The following is a 24,321-nucleotide window of genomic DNA, read 5'->3' on the forward strand; positions in this document are numbered from 1 at the left end:
GCCGTTCGGTGGTTCACGGACCGCGGTACAACTCGACGAGCAATTCCCGGACGGCCTCGGTGGCGGGCGGTGGGTCGCCCCTCCACCACACGAGGTGGACAGGGATGAGCGGTGCATCTGCGACCCGTCGATAGGAGATCCCCGGCCGCGGATACTGCGCGACGGTCGCTTCCGACGTCATGCCGATCGCGCGGCCGGAGGCGATGAGTGCCAACCAGTCGTCGATGTTGTCGCTGCGGAGGATCTCGGTCGGCCGGGCTTCCTCCGGCCACAGCTCCAGGGTGGTCGTCCCGGTCCGGCGATCGATGACCATGCACCGGTCGACGAGGTCCACGAGCCGCAGGGTACGACGTCTCGCGAGCGGATCGTCGGCCGCCATCGCGCAGTACCGCCGCTCGAGCCCGACGATGGCGCTTCCGAAACGGCGCTCGTCGGGCTCGCCCCGGACGATACCGAGATCGGCTCGGCCCTCCTCCAGCCCCGACGAGGGTGCGTTCGTCCGGGCGAGGTCGAGCTCGATGTCGCCGTGCTCGGCGGCCCAGCGACGCTGGAAGGGGACGGTGTGGCGTCCCATCGCCGACCAGGCGTAGCCGAGCCGCAGCCGGGCGGGACCGTGGGTGGCCTCTCGCACCAGTTCGTCGACCTCTGCAAGCACCCGGCGCGCTCGTGCGAGGATCGGTGATCCAGCCGACGTGAGACTCCACTCCCTCGTCGTCCGACGCAGGAGGACCACGCCGAGTTGGCGCTCGAGCGACGCGAGCGACCGCGACACGGCGGCCTGCGACAGGCCGAGCGAGATCGCGGCGTCGGTGAAGCTGCCCTCGTCGACGATCGCGACGAGCGTCCGCAGCTGCCGCACCTCGATATTCATGCATTCAGTGTATAAACAGAAGCGACATTTGCATTTTACGCACAGGTGATTCGTCGGCACACTGGCGGGATGACGCCCCAGCCGGAACACCCGACGACCCGGAAACTGTGGGTCGGAGTCGCCACCATGCTCGGTACGGCGACGTCGAACCAACTCGGTGCCGCGATCGGCTCTCTCGCGTTCCCGGCCATCGGGCCGAGCGGTGTCGTGGCGATGCGCCAATGGGTCGCCGCACTCGTCCTCCTCCCGGTGGTCCGCCCGGACGTCCGCAGCTTCACCTGGCCGCAATGGTGGCCGATGCTCCTGCTCGCCGTCTCCTTCGGCACGATGAACCTGGCCCTCTACTCGGCCGTCGAGCGGATCGGGCTCGGCTTGGCCGTCACGCTCGAATTCCTCGGCCCCCTCACTGTGGCGCTCGTCGCAACCCGGTCGCGACTCGGCGTGACCTGCGCGATCATCGTTGCCGGCGGGGTCGTGCTCCTCGCAGACCCGCGCCCGAGCACCGACTGGTTCGGGATCGCCTGCGGTCTGGTCGCTGCGGCGAGCTGGGCGGCGTACATCCTACTCAACCGGACGGTCGGGGCCCGCGTCCCAGGGATGCAGGGCACCGCGGTCGCCCTCGCATGCTCGGCGCTGATGTTCCTTCCGATCGGCATCGCGGTCTTCATCCGGCATCCGCCGACCGTCGACATCATCCTGTTGGGGCTCGGTGCGGGGATCCTCGCCTCGGCGATCCCCTACGCGGCCGACCTCGTCACCCTCCGCCGCATCCCGACGCAGCTGTTCGGCGTCCTGACCAGTGTGCACCCGCTCATGGCCGCCGTCATCGGTCTCGTCGTGCTCGGTCAGCGTCTGGCATGGAACGAGTGGCTGGGCATGGCGGTCATCGTGTCGGCCAACGCCGTCGTCGTGGGCGTCGCGGGGCGGACAGCGAGGATCGCCGGACGACGCGCCGCGCTCATCGGGGCGTCACGCGCCGGTCCCGTTCTGGAGAGCGCCCCCTACTCGCCGTTCGAGACGTAGACGCCGAGTGTCTCCGCGAGTCGTTCTCGTTCGACGGCCCGACGACCGGCTCCCTTGGCGCTCGCGGTCGTCAGCGTGGCGAGCACGTGCAGGGTCAGCGCGATCCCGATGGAGGAGCTGGGGTGTCCGTCCTCGGCACGGTCGAGGACGATGGTCTCGTCCGCGTACGGCGTGAGCGGCGAGTCGGCGGCGTCTGTGATGAGCACGAGGCTTCCACCGGCCTGCGCGAACGGCACGGCCGAGTCGATCGTGTACTTCCGGTAGCGCTTCAGCGACACGGCGATCATGACGTCGCTCGTCCGCACATCGCTGAGGACGTCGAGAGGGCGCACGATGGTGCCGTCGATGAGCGTCACATTCGCGAGTCCGTAGCTGAGATCAGCGGCCAGCAGGGAGGCGTAGGTGAAGGACTTGGATGCACCGATGAGGAACCGGCGACGAGCCGAGACGATGAGCGCTGCCGCGCGTTCGAGGGCTCCGTCCGACCTCGCCCGGGCGAGCGACTCGTCGAACTGTTTGCGCTCCTGCTCCAGCAGACGCTGCTTCAGGACCGACGCCGAGCGGCGTTCGAGGCGCTGCTCGGGTCGTTCTCCAGCAGCGGCGGTGTCATCCTCAGTCAGGAAGAGGGTGTCGTCGATCACGCGCTGTCTCCTTCGAAAACGAGCGCCGTGGTTCGGGCCGGCGTCGTCCGATCGTGCCGACGCGAGGGCATCGGCGGTTCGCCGCTCGGTCACCGGGCGGCGTTCCCTCGATCGTAGCGATGCGCGGCACGATCCGGTGAGCCGGAATCACAACGATTCAGCGCATTCTTGGCGCGCGGCCTGCCGACCGGATTCGTTCGGAATCCGAACCATTCACTCGATCAGGCGCGCGAGTCTCACCGCTGTCCGTCCTGCTCGTCTGCGGCCTCCGGCAAGGTGATGGAGGAGGTGAACAGGCTGGCCCGCTGCTCGGCTTCCGCGCTTCCGCTGAAGAGGCCGACGGGCTCTGTCACCGGTCCGCCACGAGGGGGTACCGGGCGCGGTTCCTGTTCGACCATCTGCACCCGCGAGCGTGGGATCGCCGACGGGTTCTGCGCGAGGATCCATTCGACCATCTGTTCGCGGACGAGGCAGCGCAGGTCGAAGAGCGTCGGTGCGTCGACCGCCGTGACGAGGATACGGACGCGCACGTAGCCGCCGACGGCGTCCGTGACCTGCAGTACCTGCGCTCGACCGTCCCAAAGGCCCGTACCCGCGAGCACCCGTTCGAGTTCGATGCGCATGACCGCAGGGCTGACCCACCAGTCCAGGTCGAACTCCACCGAGCCGAGCAGTTCGCTCGTGTTCCGTGTCCAGTTCTGGAACGGGGTCGAGGTGAAGTACGTCGATGGAAGCACCATCCGACGGTCGTCCCAGATGCCGACGACGACGTAGGTGAGCGTGATCTCCTCGATCCGGCCCCACTCCCCCTCGACGATGACCACGTCGTCGACGCGGATGGCATCGCTGAAGGCGAGCTAGATCCCGGCGAACACGTTCCCGAGGACCGACTGGGCGGCAAGACCCGCGACGATGCTCACGACACCGGCGGACGCGAGCACACTCGCCCCGACACCCTGCACCCCCGGGAAGGTCAACAGGATCGACGCGGCCCCGACGATGACCACGACCGCGATCGCGAGGCGCCGCACGAGTGCGAGCTGGGTCTGCATCCGCCTGGCGACCTTGTTGTTCGGGACGTCGATCCGGTAGCGCTGCTGGCCGAGCCCGATGACGAAGGCGAGGAGCGCCGCGACGAGCCAGGTGGCGGCCGCGATGACGGCGATCCTGAACACCTGGTCGATCGCGCCTCGGACATCCTCCACGGGGAGGGTGGCGGTGACCGCCAGCCACACCGCCACGAGGATGACGAGGGCTCGGAACGGGTGTCGCGCGCTGCCCGCGAGCGCCCCCGGCCAGTCGCGCCGACGTGCCGCCACTCGGAACGTGACCGACACGATCACGATCACGACGAGCGCCGCGACCAGCGCGATCCCGGCCGCCGCCGCGACGCCCCACCAGCTCTGCCACACGAACATCCATGCCTCCTCTGCCTGGTCCTGCCTGGCCCCCGCGATTTCGGAAGGGTCAAGCGTATGGGCGACCGCGGTCTGCCATCGACCGCTTGCGCGGCCTGCCACGAACCTCTCAGGCAGGTTCGATCGTGTGCGGGTAGTCCGTCGAACGATGTTGGAACTCGGTGATGGCCGGGTTCCGGATGACACCGTCCTGAATCTCGATCGCGCGACTGATCGTCGTGTTGGACTCCCAGGCCGCGGCGCCGGCCATCACGGTCGGCAGGAACGGGAGCAGCGCTTCGCTGTTCTCCCAGCTCGTCGAGTTCCAGAGCAGCGAGGGACTGTGGTCGACCGCGTAGAAGTTGATGTCGCCGCGCCCGATCGTGAACATGGGATCGGCGAAACTCGTCGTGCGCGCCCATTCGAACGCCATGCCTTCGTCGCAGGAGACGTCGACGATGAGGCTGCCCGGGCGGAACGAGCCCAGGTCGTCCTTGCGCAAGTAGAGCAGCGGTGCGTTCGGGTCCTGGAGGGTGCAGTTGACGACGATGTCGCTCTCGGCCAGGAACGGTGCCAGCGCCACCCGTCCGTCGTCGGTGATGACCTCGCTGAGGTACGGGCCGTCGTCGTGATCGAACTGGATCATCTGGGCGGAATGGATCGGCGCGGCGACGGCGGCGACCCGGCGGTTGGTGAGCACGCGGACATCGTGGATGCCGTGGGCGTTGAGGGCGGTGACGGCTCCTCGGGCGGTCGCGCCGAACCCGATGACCACCGCGGTGAGACGACGGCCGTAACTCCCGGTGGAGCCGCACAGCTCGAGCGCATGCAGCACCGAGCAGTAGCCGGCGAGTTCGTTGTTCTTGTGGAAGACGTGGAGTCCGAAGCCACCGTCGCCGGCCCAGTGGTTCATGGCCTCGAACGCGATGAGCGTGAGTCGCTTGTCGATCGCGAGCTGCGTGAGGTCGGTATCCTGCACACAGTGCGGCCAACCCCAGAGCGTCTGGCCGTCACGCAGCTCCTCCACGTCGGCGAGCTGTGGTTTCGGCAGCAGGACGATGTCGGCCTGCTCGATGACCTCAGCCCGCGTCCCGAAGCCGCGGACATACGGTGCGAGCACATCGTCGGACACACCGAACCGCTCGCCGTACCCGGATTCGACGACGACACGCGAACGCAGCTCCTCGGGGATCCGCTCGAAGTGCGCCGGGTGGATCGGGACGCGGCGTTCGTCGGGCTTCCGCGAGGATCCGATCACCCCGAGGACTGCATCGTGCTGCTCGGTCGGTTCGGATACTGGCATGACTGCTCGTCCCATTCACGGGCGCCGAAAGCGGCTCCCTGCTCCCGACCGTACAGGAACCGGGCCAGCACTGATCCCGAACGCCACGGGATAGGCCCGCCCGGAACACAACAGCCCCGCATCCTGAGATGCGGGGCTGTTGACATACACGTGGTGGACCCAAGGGGATTCGAACCCCTGACCCCCTCGATGCGAACGAGGTGCGCTACCGGACTGCGCCATGGGCCCCAGTGCTCGATCAGGCTATCAGAACTTCTCGTTCGGATTCGAATCGAGCGACCGACGGGTCAGTCCTCGTAGGGGTTCGGGCCGTCGTCGACCGGCATGCTGCCGTCCTGCGGGTTCGCGGCGATGAGCGCAGCCAGGTCGAGATCGCGGAACCATCGCAGACGCTGACTGCGGGCGCGCCGATAACTCTCGTCCACCACCGGCTCGTCGAGGACGCGCTCCAGCTTCGCCTCGATGGCGCGCTCCAGGTCGCCCCACGCGCGTTCCCGGGCGGACTCGGCGATCGCGGCCACGAACTCATCGTCCTTGCTCACGCGGCGCAGCTCCGCGGCCAGGCCCGAGTACACCTCACGGCGGCGCGACAGGGCACTCAGATCGCCAGCGCGGTAGTCGTGCTGGTGGCGCGCACTCCCCCGGCGTTGGAAAGCGGATTGACGGGCTTCCCGAGCGAGGTCCGCGTACTCCTCCTGCTCGTCGGCCATCCGCCCGAGCTCACGTCGGACGGCCTCCTGCGTCGCCTCGGCGTCATAGTGAGCGCCGTCACGCAGCGCACGCTCGATGATCCAGTTGGTGATCTCGACGACGGTCCACGAACGAGCGATGAGCAGGCCTTCGTCCACCGCGTGGGACACGGGCGGCGGAGCGACCTCCGGCGGCGCCACGTAGGGCTTCAACGGCTTCCGCCGACTCTTCCGCCACACGCCCATCGGTCACCTTTCACGTTCGGGGGCACCGGCGACGCGATTGGATCGACGAACCCCCTCAACGAGTGTATCCGTCACCGGTGACCGCTTCATGAACGGTCGGTGCACGTGGTTGCTGGACTCAGCCCGCTGCGCGACGGCGTTGCAGCAGGGTGGATCCGCCTGCGGCGATCTCGCCCTCGTCGACGACACCCATCGCGGCGAACCTGCTGGGCGCAGGCTGCTGCTCCGTGCGCTCCGGCTGCGGTGCGGCAACGGGCTCCGGCCGGCGCACGATGCGCGGGACCTCCGGCGCGAGACGCTCCGCCCGGGAGGCCATGGCCTCTTGCATCGCTGCCTGACGAAGCCGCTCGTAGGCGTCGGCCTTGGCGAGTTCGGCGGCCGCCGACGACCCTTCCGAGAGGTGGAGAGGCTTGGGGATCGAGGTCGGCGTCCAGGTCTGCGCCTGCGACGCGGCCTTGACGGGCTCGCTGTACTCGAACAGCGCGGATTCGACGCGCCTCGTCGTCACGGGCACCGACGGCACCGGCGCCACGGCCCGGTGGGCGATACGGGACATCCGCGACAGCGCGGACAGCGCGAGCAGGCCGACGATCGTCGACGACACCCCGAGCACGAGCCCACCGCCAGCGAGGAACGTCCCGACTCCGGAGCAGATGCCGATGATGGACGCGACGAGGATGGTGGTGGCGAGGAGTCGCGAACGCCGACGGCTGCGGGCAAGCTTCGCCGCTCTGGCGTTGCGCTGCGCCGCCCGTGCTGCAGCAGCGGCAGCACGGCGTGCCTCCTCCGCCGCACGTGCAGCGGCCTCGGCCGCGACGGCGCGGGCTTCCTCTTCGCGGCGGACACGATCGGCTTCGGCGAGTTCGACCCTGGCAGCGGCGTCCGCCGTCGCCTTCGTCCGGGCTTCGAGCTGTTTGAGGAGCTTGCGCTGGGCAGCGACCTCCCGCGACGTGGCTTCGAGGCGCACGACTTCCGGCACCTCGGCTGTCTCAGCGAGCACTCGGAGCGTCTGCTGCAAGCGGATGGCGTTGCGTTCACTCGCGGAGAACTGACTGTCGCGCACCCAGGAAGGCACCAGGTAGATCAGCCACAGCATCGCTGCGACCAGAATGATCACCCCACCGCTCAGGAATCCGCCGTCCATGGTCATGACCGTAGCGGGTGGATCGACCAGCGCCACTCAGCCGCCGGGTGTGTCCCAGGATGCATCGACGAAACGGGTGGCATCAGCGCGGCGGGAACGGCGTCGCAACGGCGGCCCGATCCGCGTCGGGGATGACGCACGCGTCACGCGGCACCTGTCCGTCCAGCCAGCGGTTGAGCACACCACCGGGCACCTCCTCGCGCACCAAGGCGAAGCAGAAGTGGTCTCTCCAGTCGCCATCGATGTGGATGAACCTGCGTCGGAGACCCTCGTAGCGGAAGCCGAGTTTCTCGACGACCCGCAGACTCGGCACGTTCTCCGGGCGGATGCAGATCTCGAGACGGTGCAGCTGCAGCGCGGTGAAACAGTGGTCCGTCGCGAGCGCGGTCGCGATCGGCGTCGCTCCGAGTCCGGCGAACCGCTGCGACACCCAGTAGCCGATGGAGGCGGACGCCAGCGAGCCGTAGGTGATACCCGAGACGTTCAGCTGGCCGGCGAACTCACCGTCCACCTCGATCACGAAGGGGAGGCCGGCGCCCGACCTGGCGTGGTTCTGCAGCGAACGGATGGCGGCTCGGCTGTCGGCGGGGATCGGCCCGTACGGGCTCGTGGCCTCCCAACGGCGCAACCAGGCACGGTTCTCCGCGAGCTCGCGCTCGAGCGGCTTCGCGTCCCTGACCTTGATCGGCCGGATACTCACTCGCCCGCTACTCAGAACGGGTACGACCTGCGCCACGTTGCCACCCCTCTCGCGTTCTGTGGTGAGCCTAGTGGAGCGTCCACCGACTCGCTGACACGGCCGCGCCCTGCACCACCGAGGTGGATGCAGGGCGCGTAGACCGTCGAACCGATCAGCCGAGATCGGCCGCGAACTCCTTGAGCCACGGGCGCAGGTCGGGACCCAGGTCTTCGCGATCGACAGCGAGCTGCACGATCGCCTTGATGTAGTCGAGGCGGTCACCCGTGTCGTAGCGACGGCCACGGAAGATGACCCCGTAGACACCGCCGGTGCCCTCGACGTCGGCCGCCATCTCCTGGAGGGCGTCGGTCAGCTGGATCTCGCCGCCCTTGCCCGGTTCGGTGCGCTCGAGGATCTCGAACACCTCGGGCTTCAGCACGTAGCGGCCGATGATGGCGAGGTTGGACGGAGCGTCCTCCTTCGCCGGCTTCTCGACGAGCCCGGTGACGCGCACGACGTCCGGGTCGTCCGTCGCCTCGACCGCTGCGGCCCCGTACATGTGGATGGCGTCGGGGTCGACCTCCATGAGGGCGATGATCGTCGCGTTGCGGCTGTCCTGCTCGTCGAGCATGCGCTCGAGGAGGACGTCGCGGGCGTCGATGAGGTCGTCGCCGAGCAGGACCGCGAACGGCTCGTCGCCGACGTGGCGCTTGGCGCGGAGCACCGCGTGACCGAGGCCCTTCGGGTCGCCCTGGCGGAGGAAGTGGATGTCTGCGAGTTCGCTCGACTCGTTGACCTTCTCGAGGCGCTGGGTGTCGCCCTTCTTGGCGAGGTTCAGCTCAAGCTCGGTCACGCGGTCGAAGTGGTTCGCGAGCGCGTTCTTGTTACGGCCGATGATCATGAGGACGTCGGCGAGCCCGGCGCTCACCGCCTCCTCGACGACGTACTGGATCGCCGGCTTGTCGACGACGGGGAGCATCTCCTTGGGCAGCGCCTTGGTCGCCGGAAGGAAGCGGGTACCGAGACCGGCCGCTGGGATGACTGCTTTGGTAACTCGAGTGGTCATGACTGAAAACCTATCGTGCGGATGTGGCAAACCGATGAAAACCACCCTCGAACGGGGGTGAAACGGTCAGAACCCCCTGGACGGCAGGCCATTTCTCCGCTAGGTGGCGGACAGCGGGTGGGGCGGGACGTCGACTCGTTTAGAATGGGACCCATGACGAGCCCGGCCGAGCACGAGAAACGAGCGCTGCGCGCCGAGCTCCGCGAGCGACGCGAGCTGCTGACCTCACTCGAGCGGGAACGCTCCACGACAGGCCTCACGGACAACCTTCGCGCCCTGGTCTCCCGCTTCGAGGCGACCTCGATCGCCTGCTATCTGTCGTCCCCGAGCGAACCCGACACCCGCCCCTTCCTGCAGTGGGCCCAAGAGGCCGGCATCCGCATCCTCTTCCCCATCACGCGCGCCGACGGACTCCTCGACTGGACCATCGGCGAAGACGGTATCGAGACCGTGGGATTCGCGGGAACCCCAGAGGTCGTCGGCACGACACTCGGTCCCATCGCGATCAACGACGTCGACCTCATCCTCGTCCCAGCTGCCGCGGTCGATGCGGGCGGCATGCGCATGGGCTGGGGTCGCGGCTACTTCGACAAGACCCTCGGCTCGATGGAGCGCTGCCCACCCGTGTACGCCGTCGTGTACGACACCGAGATCCTCGACGAAGTGCCGCGCGAGATCCACGACGAACCCGTCGGCGGCGCCGTGACGCCCAGCCGCATCCTCGATTTCGACCAGGTCAGACCGCGCCGCTGAGCGCGCCCACCAGACACACCCAGGAGACCCCGTGCCCACCTATGCCTACCGCTGCACCGAGTGCGGAAACGCGTTCGACGTCCAGCAGGCGTTCACCGACGACTCGCTGACGGAATGCCCCGCGTGCTCGGGCAAGCTCCGGAAGCTGTTCAGCGCGGTCGGCGTCACCTTCAACGGCTCCGGCTTCTACCGCACGGACTCCCGTGCCGGTGCGAACAAGGGCTCGTCCACCATCCCCGCGTCGTCCAGCAGCTCGGACAGCTCGTCTTCGAGCGGTGGTTCCGGTTCGTCCTCGTCGACGAGCGGTTCGTCCACTGGTGGGTCCAGCGCCGCTCCGGCGTCGACTGGTGGCTCCGCCTCCTGACCGGCTAGCGTAGCGAGGGTCCGTCCATCCGACTCCAGTTTCAGGAGACGCCCATGCTCAAAGGCTTCAAAGAGTTCATCCTCCGCGGCAACGTGATCGACCTCGCGGTCGCCGTCGTCATCGGCGCCGCGTTCACAGCCATCGTCAACTCGCTCGTCGAGAACATCTTCAATCCGCTGCTGGGCGCCCTGTTCAAGGCCGAGAGCCTGCAGGACGCATTCGTCGTGAAGATCCCGACGCTCGAGGGACAGACGGCGAACCTGCAATTCGGTGCGTTCATCGGCGCGCTGATCCAGTTCGTCCTCGTCGCAGCGGTCGTGTACTTCGTGATCGTGGTTCCGATGAACCACTTCAAGCGCGTCACGACGAAGCCGACGGTCGCCGACGAAGCAGCGGCTCCGAGCGAGCTGTCGCTCCTCACCGAGATCCGCGACGTCCTGAAGACGGGCACGAGCGCTCCGCTGCCTCCCGCACGTGACGACACGACGGACGGCCGCTAGCAGCTTCTCCCCCGACGTCCCGTCCCACTCACCAGTGGGGCGGGACGTTGCGTTGCAGCTCGGCGTCGTTGGGACCGCCGCTCGCCACGCGCTTCGCCGTGCCCTCCCACGCCTCGTCAGTGTCCTCGGCCGCCTTGACGGGAGCCTTCGGCAGTTGCGGGGCCGGATCGGTTCCTGCTGCGCCGGGTCGCGTCGCCCTACGAGAACCGCGGGATCGGACGATCCGCGGTTCCTGATCGCCCTGCATGATCAGCGTGCCGGCATCAGTGACGCGGGATCTGCACCGGGATCGGTGCCGTGTCGAGGTGTTCGGTCGAGACGAGGCCGAGGACACCCGCGACGCGCTGGGCGACCGCTTCGGCGTCGGCGAACAGGTCGAAACTGTGCACCCGCACGTAGTGCCAACCGAGGCGTCGGAGCACGTCAGGCCGCAGACGAAGTGACTCCCGCAGGCTGGCATCGCCGAGCTCCTCGTCGCATTCGACGACAACCGCCCGGCCGCCCCACGATGCGACGAGTGCCAGCTTGCCGCGGTACCCCATGTCCACTCGCATACCGAGGGTCTCGAGACGTGTCGCGAGGTCCACCAGCATGGGCTCCGCCTCGTGCGTCGCCTGATCCTCGGAGGCACGCCTGGACGTGTCGGTGAGGATGCGGGCGAGCGCGAGGATACCGTGTTGGATCCGCTCCTGGTCGAGGTCCTCCGGACGCACGCAGGACACGATCACCATGGAACGTCTGGCGCGGGTCATGCCGACCGCGAGCAGTCGGTCGCCGCCAGGCTGGCCGAGCGCGCCGAAGTCGGAGAGCACCCGACCGTGGGGCGTGAGGCCGTAGCCGATCGAGAAGATCACCCGGTCGCGGCTCTCCGCAACCGACTGCTCGAGCGTGAGCACGGTGAACGGCTCCGCGCGTTCGCGCAGGAGGAAGTCGGAGAGGTCGGCCCGACGCGAGAACGCCGCGAGAACGGCCTGCTGCACGCGCACGGCGTGCTTGTCACTCGCAGTGACGACCATGAGGGACTCGCGCGGACGGTTCGACGCGTGTTCGAGGACGAGTTCGACGACCCGCTCGACCTCGACATCAACGCTCTCGACCGCACCCGTGACCGGGTCCGGCATGCCGAGCCCGCCGGGGACGTAGTCGAGGCTGAGGCTCCCGTGGCCGAGGAACGACCCTGCCCAGGGCAGCGAGTCGATCTGGCCACCGTAGAAACGTTCGTTGACGAGTTCGGCGAGGTCTTCGCCTCCGGCCCGGTACGAGCGGGTGAGCATGAGCGTCGGCAGCACCGCGCTGAGCTGCTCGAGCGCGGAGTCGCGATGCAGTCCTGCGACGTCCGCATGCGGCTCGGTCGCGGCCTCCTGGTCGTCGAGACGGATCTCGAACGGCGACGGGCTCTGCGTGACCGGGTCGCCGAATGCGACGACCTGGCGTGCCCGACGGATGGCGTCGACGTTCTCCGCGAGCAGCGTCGCACCCGCGTCGACGAGGAACACCGCGTCGAAGGATGCAGCCTCGGGGATCCGTGGCACCTCGTACGGAGAGACGAGCCACACGGGCGCGAGCACGCGGGAGAGCGTCGGAGCTGCCTGCTCGAGTTCGGCCGCACGCAGCGGTCGATCACGCTTCAACAGCGTCCGGAGCGCCATGCCCTCGGCCGCGTGGTCGACGAGGCCGATCTTCCAGGTGTCCGCGAGGAGCGAGGCGAGCAGCTGCCCGGAGGCCGACGCGTGCGCCTCGTCCACGAGACGGAAGTCGGACTCGAGTCGCTCCACCACGCTCGTGTTCGCGCCGAGCAGACCGCGGTCCTCGGTGAGGACGAGTTCCAGCATCGACTGCCACCAGGCGAGCTCGAGCTCGTCGGCGAGACGGGTCCGCGGGATGTGGCGCTGGGAGAGGTCGATGATGAGCTCGCCGAGGCCCAGCTCCCGCAGACCGGCCAGGATCGCGGTGCGCTCCTGCAGGTTGTGGAGGACTTCGGATTCTGCCGCGAGTTCGGAGATCGTGCGGACGAGGCTCGGGATCGCGAGGCGTCCGAGACGATCCGGTGTCTCGGCGATGCCGAGCGGCTGGTCGACGAGTTCGAGCTTCGCCGCGACGGTCGCGTAGGCCTGGTCGACTTCGGCGATGCCGAGCGGCACCTCCGGTGGCGCACCGGTCGTCACATAGCGCTGCCAGAGGGTCCGTTGCTGCTGGATCCGCCGCAGGGCCGCGTTCATGTCCGGCACGTGCGCTCCCGGGCGCAGGTACTCCTTGGCGAGCGCCTTGAGCCGGCGACGGCTCGCGGAGGACATCGCCGTGGAGTCCTTGCGGGCGCTCGTCGCGACGATCAGGTCGGCGAGCGAACGGTCGAAGACGTCCGGCTGGAACCGGTCGAGCGTCTCACGGATGTCGGCGAGCAGGCGGAGGTAGATGCCGAGCTCGTCGATCGACTCGAACGGACGCATCTGCGTCTGACCGACCAGGCCGTAGGCCCGCTCGAGCAGCTGCGGCAGGTCCTTGCGGTGCAGCCGCTTCGCGAGTTCGTGGGTCTCCTGCGCCTCGGCCGTCGTGTCGAAGGAGGCGCCGTACCACGGGGAGTCGCTCGGGCCGTAGCGGAACTCACCGAGGGCTGCTGCGCCTTCGAGGGCTTCGGCGGCGCGTGTGCGACCTGCGGCCAGTCCGACGAGCGCCTGGCGGTCGAGACGGACGAGCGTCCCAGGAGGATTCGACAGCTTGGAGAGCTTCGAGAGGGCTTCGAGCGCTTCGATGACGGAGACGCGGAGGTCGGGGTCCTTCGTCTGGAGCGAGGTGCGGTAGTCCAACAGGACACGGCGCAGGCGGACCAGTGCGTCGTCGACCTCACCGACCTGCGGCGGGATGGCACGCTCGTTGCGCGTGATCGCCTGGATGAGGTCGCGTCGGAGCGTCCCGGGCGATGCACACAGGCCGGGCAGGCCGACCTTCGTGAGCCGATGCCGGATGCCGTCGAGCGTCGAGCGTCGAGGACTCACGACGAGCACCCGCTTGTGCTGGGCAGCCAACACCCCGATGGCGTTCACGATGGTCTGCGTGCCGCCGGTCCCAGGCAGGGTGGTGACGACCAAGGAGTTGCCGGCGCCGATCTGGGCGATGACGTTCTCCTGCTCGACGTCGGCGTCGAGCAGCAAGGTGTCGGTCGACGGCGGACGGTCGTCCTGACCGGGAGCGTCGACGGGTGTGAAGCTGCCGCGGACGAGTCCGATCGCGCTCTCGTCGCCGGCGACGGCGTCCAGGATGGGGTGATCGAGTTTCGCGGCGTCGTCGAGGAGCGAGTGCCCGACGGCGAACGAGGAGACGAGCAGACGCGGCTGCACCGTGAACCATTCGAGCCCCGCCGCGAGCGAGCGCAGGCGGTCGATGACGGGCTGCGGTTTGAACACGCCGCCCGACTCGCTGAGCGCGACGAACTCGTCAGGATCCAGGACGATGCCGAACTGCTCGCGCAGCGCTCGGACGAGTTCGGGGTTCGCGGTGGTCGTGCCGCGGAGTTTGACCTCGAAGTCGCGGCCGTACCGGCGGATCGCGAGCGGACGGAGCAGCACCGGGGCGCTGAACTCCTCACCCTGGTGCTTCCACTGCGCGAGACCGACGGCGAGGTGCACGGAGTCGATGCCGCGGACGGTCGAGAGCTCGATACCCTTCGTCGTGATGCGGTCGGCGGCGCGCTTGGCTCCGCGCAACGCGATCTCGTCGCGGATGAGGTTCGACAGCAGCGTGGACTTGCCCGAGATGAACTGCGGCAGACCACCGGGGTGGGTCGAACTCAACTCGACGCGTGTCGTGGGGGCATCCACGAAATGCAGCAGCGGCGACGGTCCTCCGACCATGCTGAGCTGCAGACGCCACCCGTTCAGCGCCGTGTCGACGACGCCGACCGTTGCCGTGACGGGGCCATCGCGGAGTTGCGACTCCGCTGCTTCCCGCTCGACTCCAGACGTCACGTCGCCGTCATCCCGTCTCTTCTCTAGCCGCCACACACTTGCACCATAAGCGCCAGGAGGGAGAAACGCCGGGAAGCGCTACGGTTTTTCGTCGACTTCACCCCCGAAATGTGGGACGTACGCCTCGGCGGACCGATCAGGAGACGCCGAGCAGGCCCGACAGGACCATCACGGCCGTACCGCGGAGCACGATGTCCGACCCCTGTTCGCTCATGCGGATCTGCACGCCGCTGTGGAACTCGGTCATCGTGCGCGCCCTGACGGTGTCGATCGCCGTGTCGAGGAGCACCCCGGCGAGCAACTCCTCAGGCCCGCTGACGACGATCTCGGAGAGGTTCAGCGCCCCGACGATCGCTGCGAGCGAGACCCCGAGGCGTTCGCCGGCAGCCCGCAGGATCTCCGCTCGTCGGGCGTCGTCCTCGGCGGGCGACGATGGCGTCGCGTCGACCGCATCGAGCAGTTCGCGCAGGTGCGGCACCGCGAGCCACGCCTCGAGGCAGCCGCGTTTGCCACAGGCGCACAGCGGTCCGCCGTCGGTCCCGACGACCACGTGCCCGATCTCACCGGCCGCGAATCGGCTGCCGAACAGGGGATGCCCACCGACGAGCAGGCCAGCGCCGACGCCGTTCCCGACGCTGACGAGCATGAGGTCGCCGTCCGCGCCCCCGAAGCTGTACTCGGCGAGCACCGCGGCGTTCGCATCGTTCGCGACGATCACCGGCACGTGCGCGACGCGCTCGATGGCTCCTTGCAGGTCGACATCGGTCCAGCCGAGGTTCGGGGCGCTCCGGACCGTTCCGGTCATGTCGACGACGCCAGGAGAGCCGACACCGATCCCGAGCACCTCCACCGTCGCCTCCGCGAGCAGTTCTGCAGCGAGCGCCACGGCTTTCCCGATCGCCGCCTCGCCCGTCGAACCGTCGAGCGGGACCTCCAGCAGCGTCAGGATGTCGCCGTCCAGCGTCAGCACCGCGCCGCGGAACAGCTCGGTGTCCGAGAGGTCGAGGCCGACGATCCGGAACTCGTCGCGGTTGATGTCGATGAGCGTGGCCGGCTTGCCCGGGCGCGATGTCTCGCGCAACCCGACCTCGACGATGAGGTTGTCGGCGATGAGCGAGGCGACGAGGTCCGAGATACTCACCCGGGTCAGTCCGGTCGCTCGTGCGATGTCGGCACGACTCATCGCCCCGCTCGCGAAGAGGGTCTGGAGGACCAGCGCACGGTTGTGTCCGCGGGCATGCTCGGGCAGGACCTTTGCGTTCGGACGCAGTCGCCGTGCGGGCGTGTAGGCGAAGGAGTCGACTCGATCGGAGGCGGCCTCGCCACTGCCGTTCCCGAATCCTCCGACGCTCATGCGATAAGTAAAGCAGGCTGCGCCTCATCCCGTCGCACCGGGATGTCACCCGATGGTCACCGACACGTCTCCTCGACGGCACCTCTGCGCCGCGATGGCCGCGGACCATCGACGGTGTGAGGATCGCAATCGTGACCGAGTCGTTCCTGCCGCAGATGAACGGCGTCACCCACTCCCTGCTCCGTATCATGGAGCACTTCGCGGACCGTGGCGACGAGGTGCTCGTCATCGCTCCCGGCACCGGTGCCTCGACACCACGCCGCCACGCGGGCTTCCGAGTGGACGGGGTGCCGTCCATACCGCTCCCCCGGTACCGGAACGTGCGGGTCGCTGCCGGCGGGGTGGGCCGGATCACCGGTCTGCTGCGCGGCTTCCGGCCGGACGTCGTGCATCTCGCGTCGCCGTTCGTGCTCGGGTGGCGCGGGGTGCAGGCCGCTGAACGGCTCGGGATACCGACCGTCGCCGTGTACCAGACCGACATCCCCGCTTACGCCGGTCGGTACGGGTTCCCGGTCGCGGAGTCGCTGCTGTGGCAGCACGTCGAACGTCTGCACGGAAAGGCGACCATCACGCTCGCTCCATCGCAGCAGTCGATCGGGCAGTTGGAGGCCCATCGGATCCTTGGGTTCTAGGGATCAGTGCAACATCCTGATGTTTTGGAGTGTTGATGACGGTTCTGATGGCCCGTGTGGTGCAGCGAGTGTTCTGGTCGAGGATTCGTGACGGAGCGACGTCTGTGGATGCGGCGAAGGCTGCTGGGATTTCGTCTCAGCAGGGTGACGTGTGGTTCCGGAATGCTGGCGGGATGGTGCCATTGTCGTTGTTTCCGCCGTCAGGTCGTTTCTTGAGTATCAGCGAGCGTGAGCAGATCCATGCCGGGATCAGTCAAGGGCGATCGATCCGCGCGATCGCGGCGTCGATCGGGCGCAGCCCGTCGACCGTGTTGCGAGAGCTCCGTCGCAATCTTGATCGTCAGCAGTACCGGTCCCGGTCCAAGCTCGGACGCCCGGTGACCGTCCCGTGGCGGTATTCGCCATCGCTTGCCCAGCGTCGAGCTGATCAGCGGTTGGCTCGTCCGAAGCCCTCGAAACTCGCTCTGAACGATCGGCTGCGTGATGCGGTCCAGGCGGGACTGTTGCGCAAGCTCAGTCCGGAACAGATCATGCGACGATTGCCGTTGGACTTCCCTGACGAGGCGGAGATGCGCGTGTCCCACGAGACGATCTACCAATCGTTGTATGTCCAGGGCCGCGGAGCGCTCAGACGCGAGCTCACGGACTGCTTGCGAACCGGTCGGGCGCTGCGCAAACCAGCCCGACGCGCGACGAGCCGTGGCAAACGCATCCCGGACATGGTCATGATCAGCGAGCGCCCCGCGGAGGTCGAGGACCGGGCAGTCCCGGGTCATTGGGAGGGTGATCTGATCGTCGGTAAGGACAACGGTTCCGCGATCGGGACCCTTGTCGAGCGGAGCACACGGTTCGTGATGCTGCTGCATCTGCCAGATCGACACGGCGCGATCGAGGTTCAGGGAGCGATGATCGAGCAGATGCGCAAACTCCCGCATTTCCTCCGCAAAACCCTCACCTGGGACCAAGGATCCGAGCTCGCCGGCCACCGGAACATCACCGCAGCGCTAGAGATGGGCGTCTATTTCTGCGACCCACACTCGCCTTGGCAGCGAGGGAGCAACGAGAACACGAACGGGCTCCTGCGGCAGTACTTCCCGAAAGGCACCGACCTCTCCGGCTACCACCGCGACTACCTCGACTTCGTCGCCAACGAACTCAACGAACGGCCGCGGAAAACCCTGCACTGGGCAACTCCAAAAGAAGCCCTCGACCAACTACTCTCGAACCCACCAGCCAATGGTGTTGCACTGACCGCCTGAATCCGCCATCGAGCGCATCCGCCTCTGGGTCCGTGGCGTGGACTCCGTGCGGTTCTCGCCGGAGCGTCGAAGCGAGACCTGGCGAGCGGGCATCGCGCCGAACGGCGAGCGAATCGTCGGATACGTCGGACGACTCGCCGCGGAGAAACAGGTCGCCGACCTCGCCGCGCTGGGCGGCATGCCGGGCGTCAAGCTCGTGATCGTGGGCGAGGGCCCATTGCGCGGATCGCTCCAGCAGCGGCTGCCCGACGCGGTGTTCACCGGTTTCCTCGGGGGCGACGAGCTCGCAGTCGCCATGGCGGGGCTCGACGTGTTCGTGCACCCGGGCGAATCCGAGACCTTCTGCCAGACGATCCAGGAGGCCATGGCGTCAGGCGTGCCCGTCGTCGCGACGGGTCGCGGTGGTCCGGTGGACCTCGTCGACTCGAGTCGGACCGGTTGGCTCTACGAGCCGGGCAAGCTGGAGCAGTTGCGCGGTTTCGTGGTCGACCTCGTCGGCGACGAGGTGAAGCGCACGGCGTTCGGTCGGGCCGCGCGGGCCAGTGTGCTCCCCCGGAGCTGGAAGAGTGTCAGCAGCGCGCTCATCGGTCATTACAGCGACGCGATCGAACTCCACACCTCTGCCCGCGCCGAGCGCACCGGACTGGATCAGAGCGTCGACGGTGCGAGGATCACTCGCCCGGGTATCGGACGCCGATCTGACGCCTGATCTCGTCGAGTGTCTCCATGATCGTCACGGTCTCGGCGAGCGGCATGATGTCACCGGAGCGGCGCCCCTCGAAGGCCAGCCGTTCGAGCTCCCAGGCTTGGAAGTGCATTCCCCGGCCCTCGACCTCGGAGCGGTACGTCTCGACGACCTCACCGGAGGTGTCGAACACCCGGAAGGTGGTCGCGGTGTACCAGACGCGATCGAACTCGATCCATCCCTCGGTGCCGACGATCGCCGCACGGTTCGGCCCCACGGTGTTGCTCGCCGAGAGGGTGTTGGCGACCTGCCCGTCGGCGTAGCCGAACAGCGTCGCGACCTGCATGTCTGCACCGGTGTCGCGCAGCGCAGCGGTCGCCTGGATCGTCGTCGGCGTACCGAACACCGCAGATGCGAAGGAGATCGGATAGATCCCCAGATCGAGCAGTGCCCCTCCGCCGAGCTCGAGCGAGTTCATCCGGTGCGCCGGGTCGTCGGAGAGCAGCTGCGTGTGGTCGGCGACGAGACTACGGGGTTCACCGATGAGGCCGTCGGCGAGCAGTTCGCGGAGGCGCACCATGTGCGGCAGGAACCGTGTCCACATCGCTTCGAGCACCACGAGCCCGCGTTCCGCGGCGAGCGCCACGACTGCCTGCGCCTCGGCGGCGTTGAGGGTGAACGGCTTCTCGATGAGCACGTGCTTCCCGGCGTCGAGCGCGAGCACCGCCTGCTCGGCGTGGAACGGGTGCGGGGTGGCGATGTAGATGACGTCGACCTCGGGGTCGGCGGCGAGGGCTTCGTACCCGACGTGGACGTTCGGGATGTCGAACTCGGCGGCGAACGACGCGGCGGTCCCGGCCGAGCGGGAGGCGACTGCACGCACATCGAAACCGTGCAGCCGCAGGTCGGCGGTGAAGTCCTTCGCGACTCCTGCAGGGCCGAGGATCCCCCAGCGAAGACCAGTGGACGAGCCGTCGTCAGACGATCCAGTGCTCTGCTGGTCGATGTGCTGATCCGTCATGGCTCTCCTTCGATGCGCGTCCGAGCAGCCTAGTGGAGGGCGCTCGGCGCGTCCGGTTCGGGGTTAGCCCTGCTCGATCCTGCCGTCGGGCGTCGTAGGCTGAGGGTTCGACCGTGCTCCGCCAGCTGTGCCGCGAGCCTGTTCCATCCTGGGGGGATGCGCTGTGGAGCGATTCGATTCGACGGTGCGCCGATGCGTGCGCCGCTTCATGATCGGTCTCGGGCTCGGCGCCGTCGGAGTGCTCGCGCTCTCGGCCTGCGTCGGCGAGCCGGCACCGCCGCCGGTGACGGTCGTCGTCACCCAACAGCCAGACCCGTCCCCGTCGGTCGCCCCTGTCCCGACGCAGACGGCACGGGACGCGCTCCCGCCGGAACCCGCCCCGATCGTGCCCAATGCTCCGGCTGAGCCTGCCGAGCCGATTCCCGATGGCCCGGCGTACGATCTCGGGGCACGGGACGGGGCGCTCGGTCCGGTCACCACCGACGGAGACGGCAATCCGCTGACCTACACGGTCGTCCAGGGTGACGTGTTCTTCGACATCGCTCAGCGGTTCGACCTGCCACAGCAGCAACTGCTCCGGATGAACCCGTCGATCCCGGGTCTCGGACTCGACATCTACATCGGCGACATCGTCAATCTGGACTGGACCACGACGCGCTGACGGGGCGGCTCAGCCGAACGGGATCGAACCGACGAGCACACCGACGACGAGCATGACGAGCGAGACGATCGACGCACGCCACAGCACCTTCTTGTGGTGGTCGCCGAGGTTCACGCTCGCGAGCGACACGAGCAGCAGGATCGCTGGGACCAGCGGGCTCTGCAGGTGCACCGGCTGGCCGGTGATGGACGCCCGCGCCATCTCCACCGGCTCGATCCCGAAGGTGGCGGCGCTCTCGGCGAGGACGGGCAGGATGCCGAAGTAGAACGCGTCGTTGCTCATGAAGAAGGTCATGGGGATGCTCAGCACGCCGGTGATCACGGCGAGGAAGGGGCCGAGCTCGTTCGGGATGATGTCGACGATCCAGTCGGCCATGGCCGTCACCATCCCGGTCCCGTTCAGCACCCCGATCAGCACGCCGGCCGCGAGCACCATCGAGACGACGCCGACGATGCTGGGCGCATGGGCGACGATCTCCTTCGACTGGTGCGCGAGCTTCGGGAAATTGACGAGGAGCGCGACGGCCGTGCCGACCATGAACACGTAGGGCAACGGCATGAGGTCGATCACGAGCAGCACCATGACCGCGACGGTGAGGACGAGGTTCACCCAGATGAGCCGGGGGCGCAGGGTGTCCCGGTCCGGGTCGAGCATCGTGTCGGCCATCGCGGTGTCGTCGGGACGGACGAGCGTGGCGAGGCGTCCGCGCGCGCTGGGAGAGAAGGTGGTGGCCATGCCCCCGGTGAGCGGGTGGTCGGCCGACCCGCTGCCCGACGCGGACGAGGCGACGCCGGAGGCGCCTGTCGCCAACAGATCGATCCCGGCGAGCCGCTTTCGCTCTCCGAGCCCGAGCATCCAGGCGAATGCGAAGACGATCACGAGGCCGGCCGCCAACGACGGCAGCATCGGGACGAAGATCTCGGTCGGTGAGACGCCGAGGGCCGAAGCTGCTCGGACCGTGGGTCCTCCCCACGGGACGATGTTGAGCGTGCCGTTCGCCAGACCGGCGACACACGTCAGGACGACGGGGTTCATGCCGAGTCGCAGGTAGATCGGCAGCATCGCCGCCGTCGTCACGATGAAGGTGGTCGAACCGTCGCCGTCGAGAGAGACGGCTCCGGCGAGGAGCGCCGTGCCGACCACGATCTTCGCGGGGTCGTTGCCGAGCGCCCGCACGATGAACCGCACGAGGGGGTCGAAGAGGCCGACGTCGATCATGATGCCGAAGTACATGATCGCGAACATGAGCAGGGCGGCGGTCGGCGCGAGGCTGCCGATGGCCTCGATGACCATGTCGCCGAGACCGAGACCGGCACCGGCGAACAGCCCGAAGACGGTGGGCACGATGATGAGGGCCACCATCGGTGTCAGGCGTTTCGTCATGATCAGCACCATGAAGGTGAGGATCATCGCGAATCCGAGAATGACCAGCATGTCGACTCCTTCGTCTGCGTGCACCGCGGTGTGCACTGCCGTTGCGCGGCGTTCCCGGAACCGTACGGGAACGGTGGGAGGCTGTCGCGCTTGTGGGCGTTCGGCTCGGATCTGCGGTTCAGCGCACGTTCTGCGCATTCTGCTCACCTCGATGACCGGGCGCCGGACGGCCCGCGCCCCGTAGCATCGGAGCCATGACCGGCGACGAAGCGGACCACTCGGACCGACGAGCCCGACGGCGTCCGGGATTCGCCGCCCAGGTCCTCGTCCTGCAACTGTTCGTCGTCACCGCGGTCGTGGTGGTGTGCACAGGCGCGTACGCCTGGATGAGCAGCGAACGCCTCGTGCACGAGGCACAGTCGACCGCGCTCGCGATCGCCCAGAGCGTCGCAAGCGACCCGGACGTCCGTACCGCAGTCACTCTCGAGGCACGCACCCCCGGCGTACCGACGGTCGGGGGTTTGCAGGACGGGACCCTCCAGACGGTCGCGGCCGAGGTGGAAGCACGGACCGGTGCGCTCTTCGTCGTCATCACCGACGAGCGCGGGATCAGACTCGCGCATCCGGATGCCGATGAGCTCGGTCGCCGGGTGAGCACGAGCGCCGAAGCCGCGCTCCGCGGGGAGGAGACCGTGTCGTGGGAGACCGGGACGCTCGGTCCGTCGGCACGCGCGAAGGTACCGGTGTTCGCCGAGGATCCTGCAGGGAGCACGTCCACGGCCGGCGCCGGAGAGGTCGTCGGGGAGATCAGCGTGGGATTCGCTCCTCAACGCGTGTTCGCCGACGTGCTCCGGGAGGCGATCCCGCTCGCTGGCGCTGCACTGCTCGCGCTGACGATCGGCCTCGTCGCGTCGATGCTCATCCGCCGTCGACTCCGCCGCCTCACCCTCGGGCTCGGCCCTGAGGAACTGGCAGCCCTCGTGCAGAACCAGGCAGCCGTCCTCGGCGGCGTCGGCGAAGGGGTGCTCGGCGTCTCCCCCGCGGGCGTCGTCACGGTCTGCACCGAACAGGCGTCGACCCTGCTCGGTGTCGGCCCCGTCACCGGACGACTCCTCGTCGACCTCGACCTGCCGCAACCACTCCTCGACCTCGTCGCAGATGAGTCGTCGATCCCTCCTCCGACGCAGCTCGTGGTCGGCGCCCGAGTGCTGTTCGTGGATGTCCGGACCGTGTTCGAGGACGGTGTCGACCTCGGCCGCGTGATCGTCGTCCGCGACCGGACGGACGTCGAAGGACTCACGCGCCGCCTCGATGCCGTCGCGACGATGTCCACCGCGCTGCGAGCGCAGCGCCACGAGTTCGCGAACCGTCTGCACGCGATCTCCGGACTCCTCGAGATCGGTCAGGACGCGGAGGCGAGGAGCTATCTCGCCAACGTCCTCGAGCACGGGCCCCTGAAGTACCCTGTCGAGCACGCCGACCGCCTCACCGAGCCCTACCTGCAGGCCTTCATCGGAGCGAAGGGCGTCGAAGCCGCCGAACGCGGGGTACTGCTGACGCTCGGCTCGGAGACGCTCGTCACCGGCGCCCTGTGCGATCCTGAGGACGTGACGACCATGCTCGGGAACCTCCTCGACAATGCGATCACCGCTGCTGTCGCGGGGTCCGCCCGGCCGGCCTGGGTGGAGGTCGAACTCCTCGACGACGGCTCGGAACTGCACTGCTCGGTCATGGACTCCGGCGACGGGCTGTCGGCGAGACGATCCGACGAAGACCGCCATGCCGATCCCACCGGGATGGACGACGCGCACGGGCACGGCTTCGGCCTCCCCCTGTCGCGCGACATCGCCCGGCGCAGAGGAGGAGACGTCTGGCTCGCGTCCTCCGGTGTCCCCGGCGAACACGGCGCGGTGTTCTGCGCCAGGCTGCCGGGGACCGTGGAGCCGGTGCCGACTCGGACGGAGGACGACTGATGGTCGCTGACATCCCGGTCCTCGTCGTCGACGACGACTTCCACGTCGCACGCCTGCACTGCCGGATCGTCGACCAGCTGGACGGTTTCCGTGCGCTGGAACCGGCGGGGACCGCCGGCGAGGCTATCCGTGCCGTCGCCGCCGGCCGGCCCGAACTGGTCCTCCTGGACGGCTACCTCCCAGATCGCAACGGCCTCGAGCTACTCACGGAGCTGCAGGTCGACACGATCGTGATCTCTGCCGCGTCCGATGGCGCCTCGGTTCGTCGAGCGTTGCGTGCCGGGGCCCTGGGCTATCTCGTGAAGCCGTTCGCACCACAGCTCCTGCTGGACCGCCTCGCGGCATACGCACGGTTCAGGAACGTGCTCGGCGACGACACCTCGATCGACCAGGAGACGATCGAACGGTCGCTCCGAATCCTCCACTCCGGTGACACGTCTATCGTCACGCGGTCGCGCTCCGCAACCGAGACGGCCGTGCTCGACGCGTTGGCCGATGCAGCAGGTGAGCACTCGGCGGCGGAGATCGCGGCGATCGTCGGGATCTCGCGAGCGACAGCTCAGCGGTACCTGGCAGGGCTTGCGACCAGGAACCTCGTCACGACGCAGTTGCGCTACGGCACGACCGGTCGCCCGGAGCACCGGTACTCGATCACCGCCGGATCACGCTGATCCGGGACGACCTCGCCGGCGGCTGGGCGATCCCCCCACGACATCGCCCAGCC

22 protein-coding genes, 1 tRNA gene and 2 pseudogenes are annotated in these 24,321 nt (G+C 68.3%); 10 read left to right on the top strand and 15 right to left on the bottom strand.

The window, feature by feature from the left end:
- Positions 1–13: 13 nt before the first annotated feature.
- Complete coding sequence (locus ABMA10_RS15150; RefSeq protein ID WP_347869507.1) at positions 14–871, bottom strand: LysR family transcriptional regulator; 858 nt, start codon at positions 869–871, stop codon at positions 14–16.
- 69 nt (positions 872–940) lie between these two features.
- Between ABMA10_RS15150 and ABMA10_RS15155 the strand changes: the two genes are divergently transcribed.
- Positions 941–1,894, top strand: coding sequence for an EamA family transporter (locus ABMA10_RS15155; RefSeq protein WP_347869508.1), 954 nt, complete (start codon positions 941–943; stop codon positions 1,892–1,894).
- On the opposite strand, the gene ABMA10_RS15160 is transcribed toward ABMA10_RS15155, so the two are convergent.
- The 9 genes and pseudogenes from ABMA10_RS15160 to galU form a co-directional block, all read right to left on the bottom strand.
- Entirely contained in the window at positions 1,873–2,535 is a 663-nt protein-coding gene (locus ABMA10_RS15160) for a MurR/RpiR family transcriptional regulator (protein WP_347869509.1), read from the bottom strand. The genes ABMA10_RS15155 and ABMA10_RS15160 overlap by 22 nt on opposite strands.
- 236 nt (positions 2,536–2,771) lie before the next feature.
- Positions 2,772–3,377 (bottom strand): annotated as a pseudogene (locus tag ABMA10_RS15165) (mechanosensitive ion channel family protein); the annotation flags it as partial.
- A gap of 15 nt (positions 3,378–3,392) precedes the next feature.
- A complete protein-coding gene (locus ABMA10_RS15170; protein ID WP_431030658.1) occupies positions 3,393–3,953 on the bottom strand; it encodes a hypothetical protein in 561 nt (186 codons plus the stop codon).
- A 109-nt stretch (positions 3,954–4,062) separates the two neighbouring features.
- Entirely contained in the window at positions 4,063–5,235 is a 1,173-nt protein-coding gene (locus ABMA10_RS15175; protein WP_347869511.1) for a N(5)-(carboxyethyl)ornithine synthase, read from the bottom strand.
- 151 nt (positions 5,236–5,386) lie between these two features.
- Positions 5,387–5,463 (bottom strand) — tRNA-Ala (locus tag ABMA10_RS15180).
- Between the two features lie 59 nt (positions 5,464–5,522).
- Positions 5,523–6,170 carry a hypothetical protein gene (locus ABMA10_RS15185; RefSeq protein ID WP_347869512.1) on the bottom strand — a complete coding sequence of 216 codons (648 nt, stop codon included), beginning with the start codon at positions 6,168–6,170 and terminating at the stop codon, positions 5,523–5,525.
- A 118-nt stretch (positions 6,171–6,288) separates the two neighbouring features.
- On the bottom strand, positions 6,289–7,320 hold the full coding sequence (locus tag ABMA10_RS15190) for a hypothetical protein (RefSeq protein WP_431030659.1): 1,032 nt from the start codon (positions 7,318–7,320) through the stop codon (positions 6,289–6,291).
- Positions 7,321–7,396: 76 nt separating this feature from the next.
- Positions 7,397–8,050, bottom strand: a complete 654-nt coding sequence (locus ABMA10_RS15195) for a GNAT family N-acetyltransferase (RefSeq protein WP_347869514.1) — start codon at positions 8,048–8,050, stop codon at positions 7,397–7,399.
- A gap of 115 nt (positions 8,051–8,165) precedes the next feature.
- Positions 8,166–9,059, bottom strand: a complete 894-nt coding sequence (galU, locus tag ABMA10_RS15200; protein WP_347869515.1) for a UTP--glucose-1-phosphate uridylyltransferase GalU — start codon at positions 9,057–9,059, stop codon at positions 8,166–8,168.
- 153 nt (positions 9,060–9,212) lie between these two features.
- Here galU and ABMA10_RS15205 point away from each other — a divergent pair, with 153 nt between their 5' ends.
- The 3 genes from ABMA10_RS15205 to mscL are packed head-to-tail and all read left to right on the top strand — an operon-like array spanning position 9,213 to position 10,676.
- Positions 9,213–9,812 (top strand): 5-formyltetrahydrofolate cyclo-ligase, encoded by a 600-nt coding sequence (locus ABMA10_RS15205; RefSeq protein ID WP_347869516.1) that lies wholly within the window; start codon positions 9,213–9,215, stop codon positions 9,810–9,812.
- Between the two features lie 31 nt (positions 9,813–9,843).
- Positions 9,844–10,176, top strand: a complete 333-nt coding sequence (locus ABMA10_RS15210) for an FmdB family zinc ribbon protein (protein WP_347869517.1) — start codon at positions 9,844–9,846, stop codon at positions 10,174–10,176.
- 53 nt (positions 10,177–10,229) lie between these two features.
- On the top strand, positions 10,230–10,676 hold the full coding sequence (gene mscL, locus ABMA10_RS15215) for a large conductance mechanosensitive channel protein MscL (RefSeq protein WP_347869518.1): 447 nt from the start codon (positions 10,230–10,232) through the stop codon (positions 10,674–10,676).
- Between the two features lie 28 nt (positions 10,677–10,704).
- On the opposite strand, the gene ABMA10_RS15220 is transcribed toward mscL, so the two are convergent.
- The 3 genes from ABMA10_RS15220 to ABMA10_RS15230 form a co-directional block, all read right to left on the bottom strand.
- Entirely contained in the window at positions 10,705–10,923 is a 219-nt protein-coding gene (locus tag ABMA10_RS15220; protein ID WP_347869519.1) for a hypothetical protein, read from the bottom strand.
- 16 nt (positions 10,924–10,939) lie between these two features.
- The gene (locus tag ABMA10_RS15225; RefSeq protein ID WP_414693687.1) at positions 10,940–14,674 is read right to left on the bottom strand and encodes an AAA family ATPase; all 3,735 of its coding nucleotides are present in this window, start codon (positions 14,672–14,674) and stop codon (positions 10,940–10,942) included.
- 100 nt (positions 14,675–14,774) lie between these two features.
- Complete coding sequence (locus tag ABMA10_RS15230) at positions 14,775–15,992, bottom strand: ROK family transcriptional regulator (protein ID WP_347869521.1); 1,218 nt, start codon at positions 15,990–15,992, stop codon at positions 14,775–14,777.
- 131 nt (positions 15,993–16,123) lie between these two features.
- Here ABMA10_RS15230 and ABMA10_RS15235 point away from each other — a divergent pair, with 131 nt between their 5' ends.
- The 3 genes and pseudogenes from ABMA10_RS15235 to ABMA10_RS15245 all read left to right on the top strand — a co-directional run.
- Positions 16,124–16,624 (top strand): glycosyltransferase, encoded by a 501-nt coding sequence (locus ABMA10_RS15235; RefSeq protein WP_347869522.1) that lies wholly within the window; start codon positions 16,124–16,126, stop codon positions 16,622–16,624.
- 35 nt (positions 16,625–16,659) lie between these two features.
- On the top strand, positions 16,660–17,883 hold the full coding sequence (locus tag ABMA10_RS15240) for an IS30 family transposase (protein WP_431030660.1): 1,224 nt from the start codon (positions 16,660–16,662) through the stop codon (positions 17,881–17,883).
- A gap of 7 nt (positions 17,884–17,890) precedes the next feature.
- Positions 17,891–18,592, top strand: a pseudogene (locus tag ABMA10_RS15245) (glycosyltransferase); the annotation flags it as partial.
- Here the strand turns inward: ABMA10_RS15245 and ABMA10_RS15250 are convergent.
- Positions 18,555–19,589: a Gfo/Idh/MocA family protein gene (locus ABMA10_RS15250; protein WP_347868532.1), complete on the bottom strand. Its 1,035-nt coding sequence runs from the start codon at positions 19,587–19,589 to the stop codon at positions 18,555–18,557. The pseudogene ABMA10_RS15245 and the gene ABMA10_RS15250 overlap by 38 nt on opposite strands.
- Positions 19,590–19,785: 196 nt before the next feature.
- On the opposite strand from ABMA10_RS15250, the gene ABMA10_RS15255 reads away from it, so the two are divergent.
- Positions 19,786–20,250 carry a LysM peptidoglycan-binding domain-containing protein gene (locus tag ABMA10_RS15255; RefSeq protein WP_347868533.1) on the top strand — a complete coding sequence of 155 codons (465 nt, stop codon included), beginning with the start codon at positions 19,786–19,788 and terminating at the stop codon, positions 20,248–20,250.
- Positions 20,251–20,259: 9 nt separating this feature from the next.
- Here ABMA10_RS15255 and ABMA10_RS15260 read toward each other — a convergent pair whose 3' ends face one another.
- Complete coding sequence (locus tag ABMA10_RS15260) at positions 20,260–21,684, bottom strand: CitMHS family transporter (protein WP_347868534.1); 1,425 nt, start codon at positions 21,682–21,684, stop codon at positions 20,260–20,262.
- 194 nt (positions 21,685–21,878) lie between these two features.
- Between ABMA10_RS15260 and ABMA10_RS15265 the strand changes: the two genes are divergently transcribed.
- Positions 21,879–23,597, top strand: coding sequence for a sensor histidine kinase (locus ABMA10_RS15265; RefSeq protein ID WP_347868535.1), 1,719 nt, complete (start codon positions 21,879–21,881; stop codon positions 23,595–23,597).
- Complete coding sequence (locus tag ABMA10_RS15270) at positions 23,597–24,268, top strand: response regulator (protein WP_347868536.1); 672 nt, start codon at positions 23,597–23,599, stop codon at positions 24,266–24,268. Before ABMA10_RS15265 ends, ABMA10_RS15270 begins: the two co-directional genes overlap by 1 nt.
- The last annotated feature ends 53 nt before the right edge of the window (positions 24,269–24,321 follow it).

Source organism: Plantibacter sp. RU18, from assembly GCF_050613355.1.
Lineage (GTDB): Bacteria > Actinomycetota > Actinomycetes > Actinomycetales > Microbacteriaceae > Plantibacter.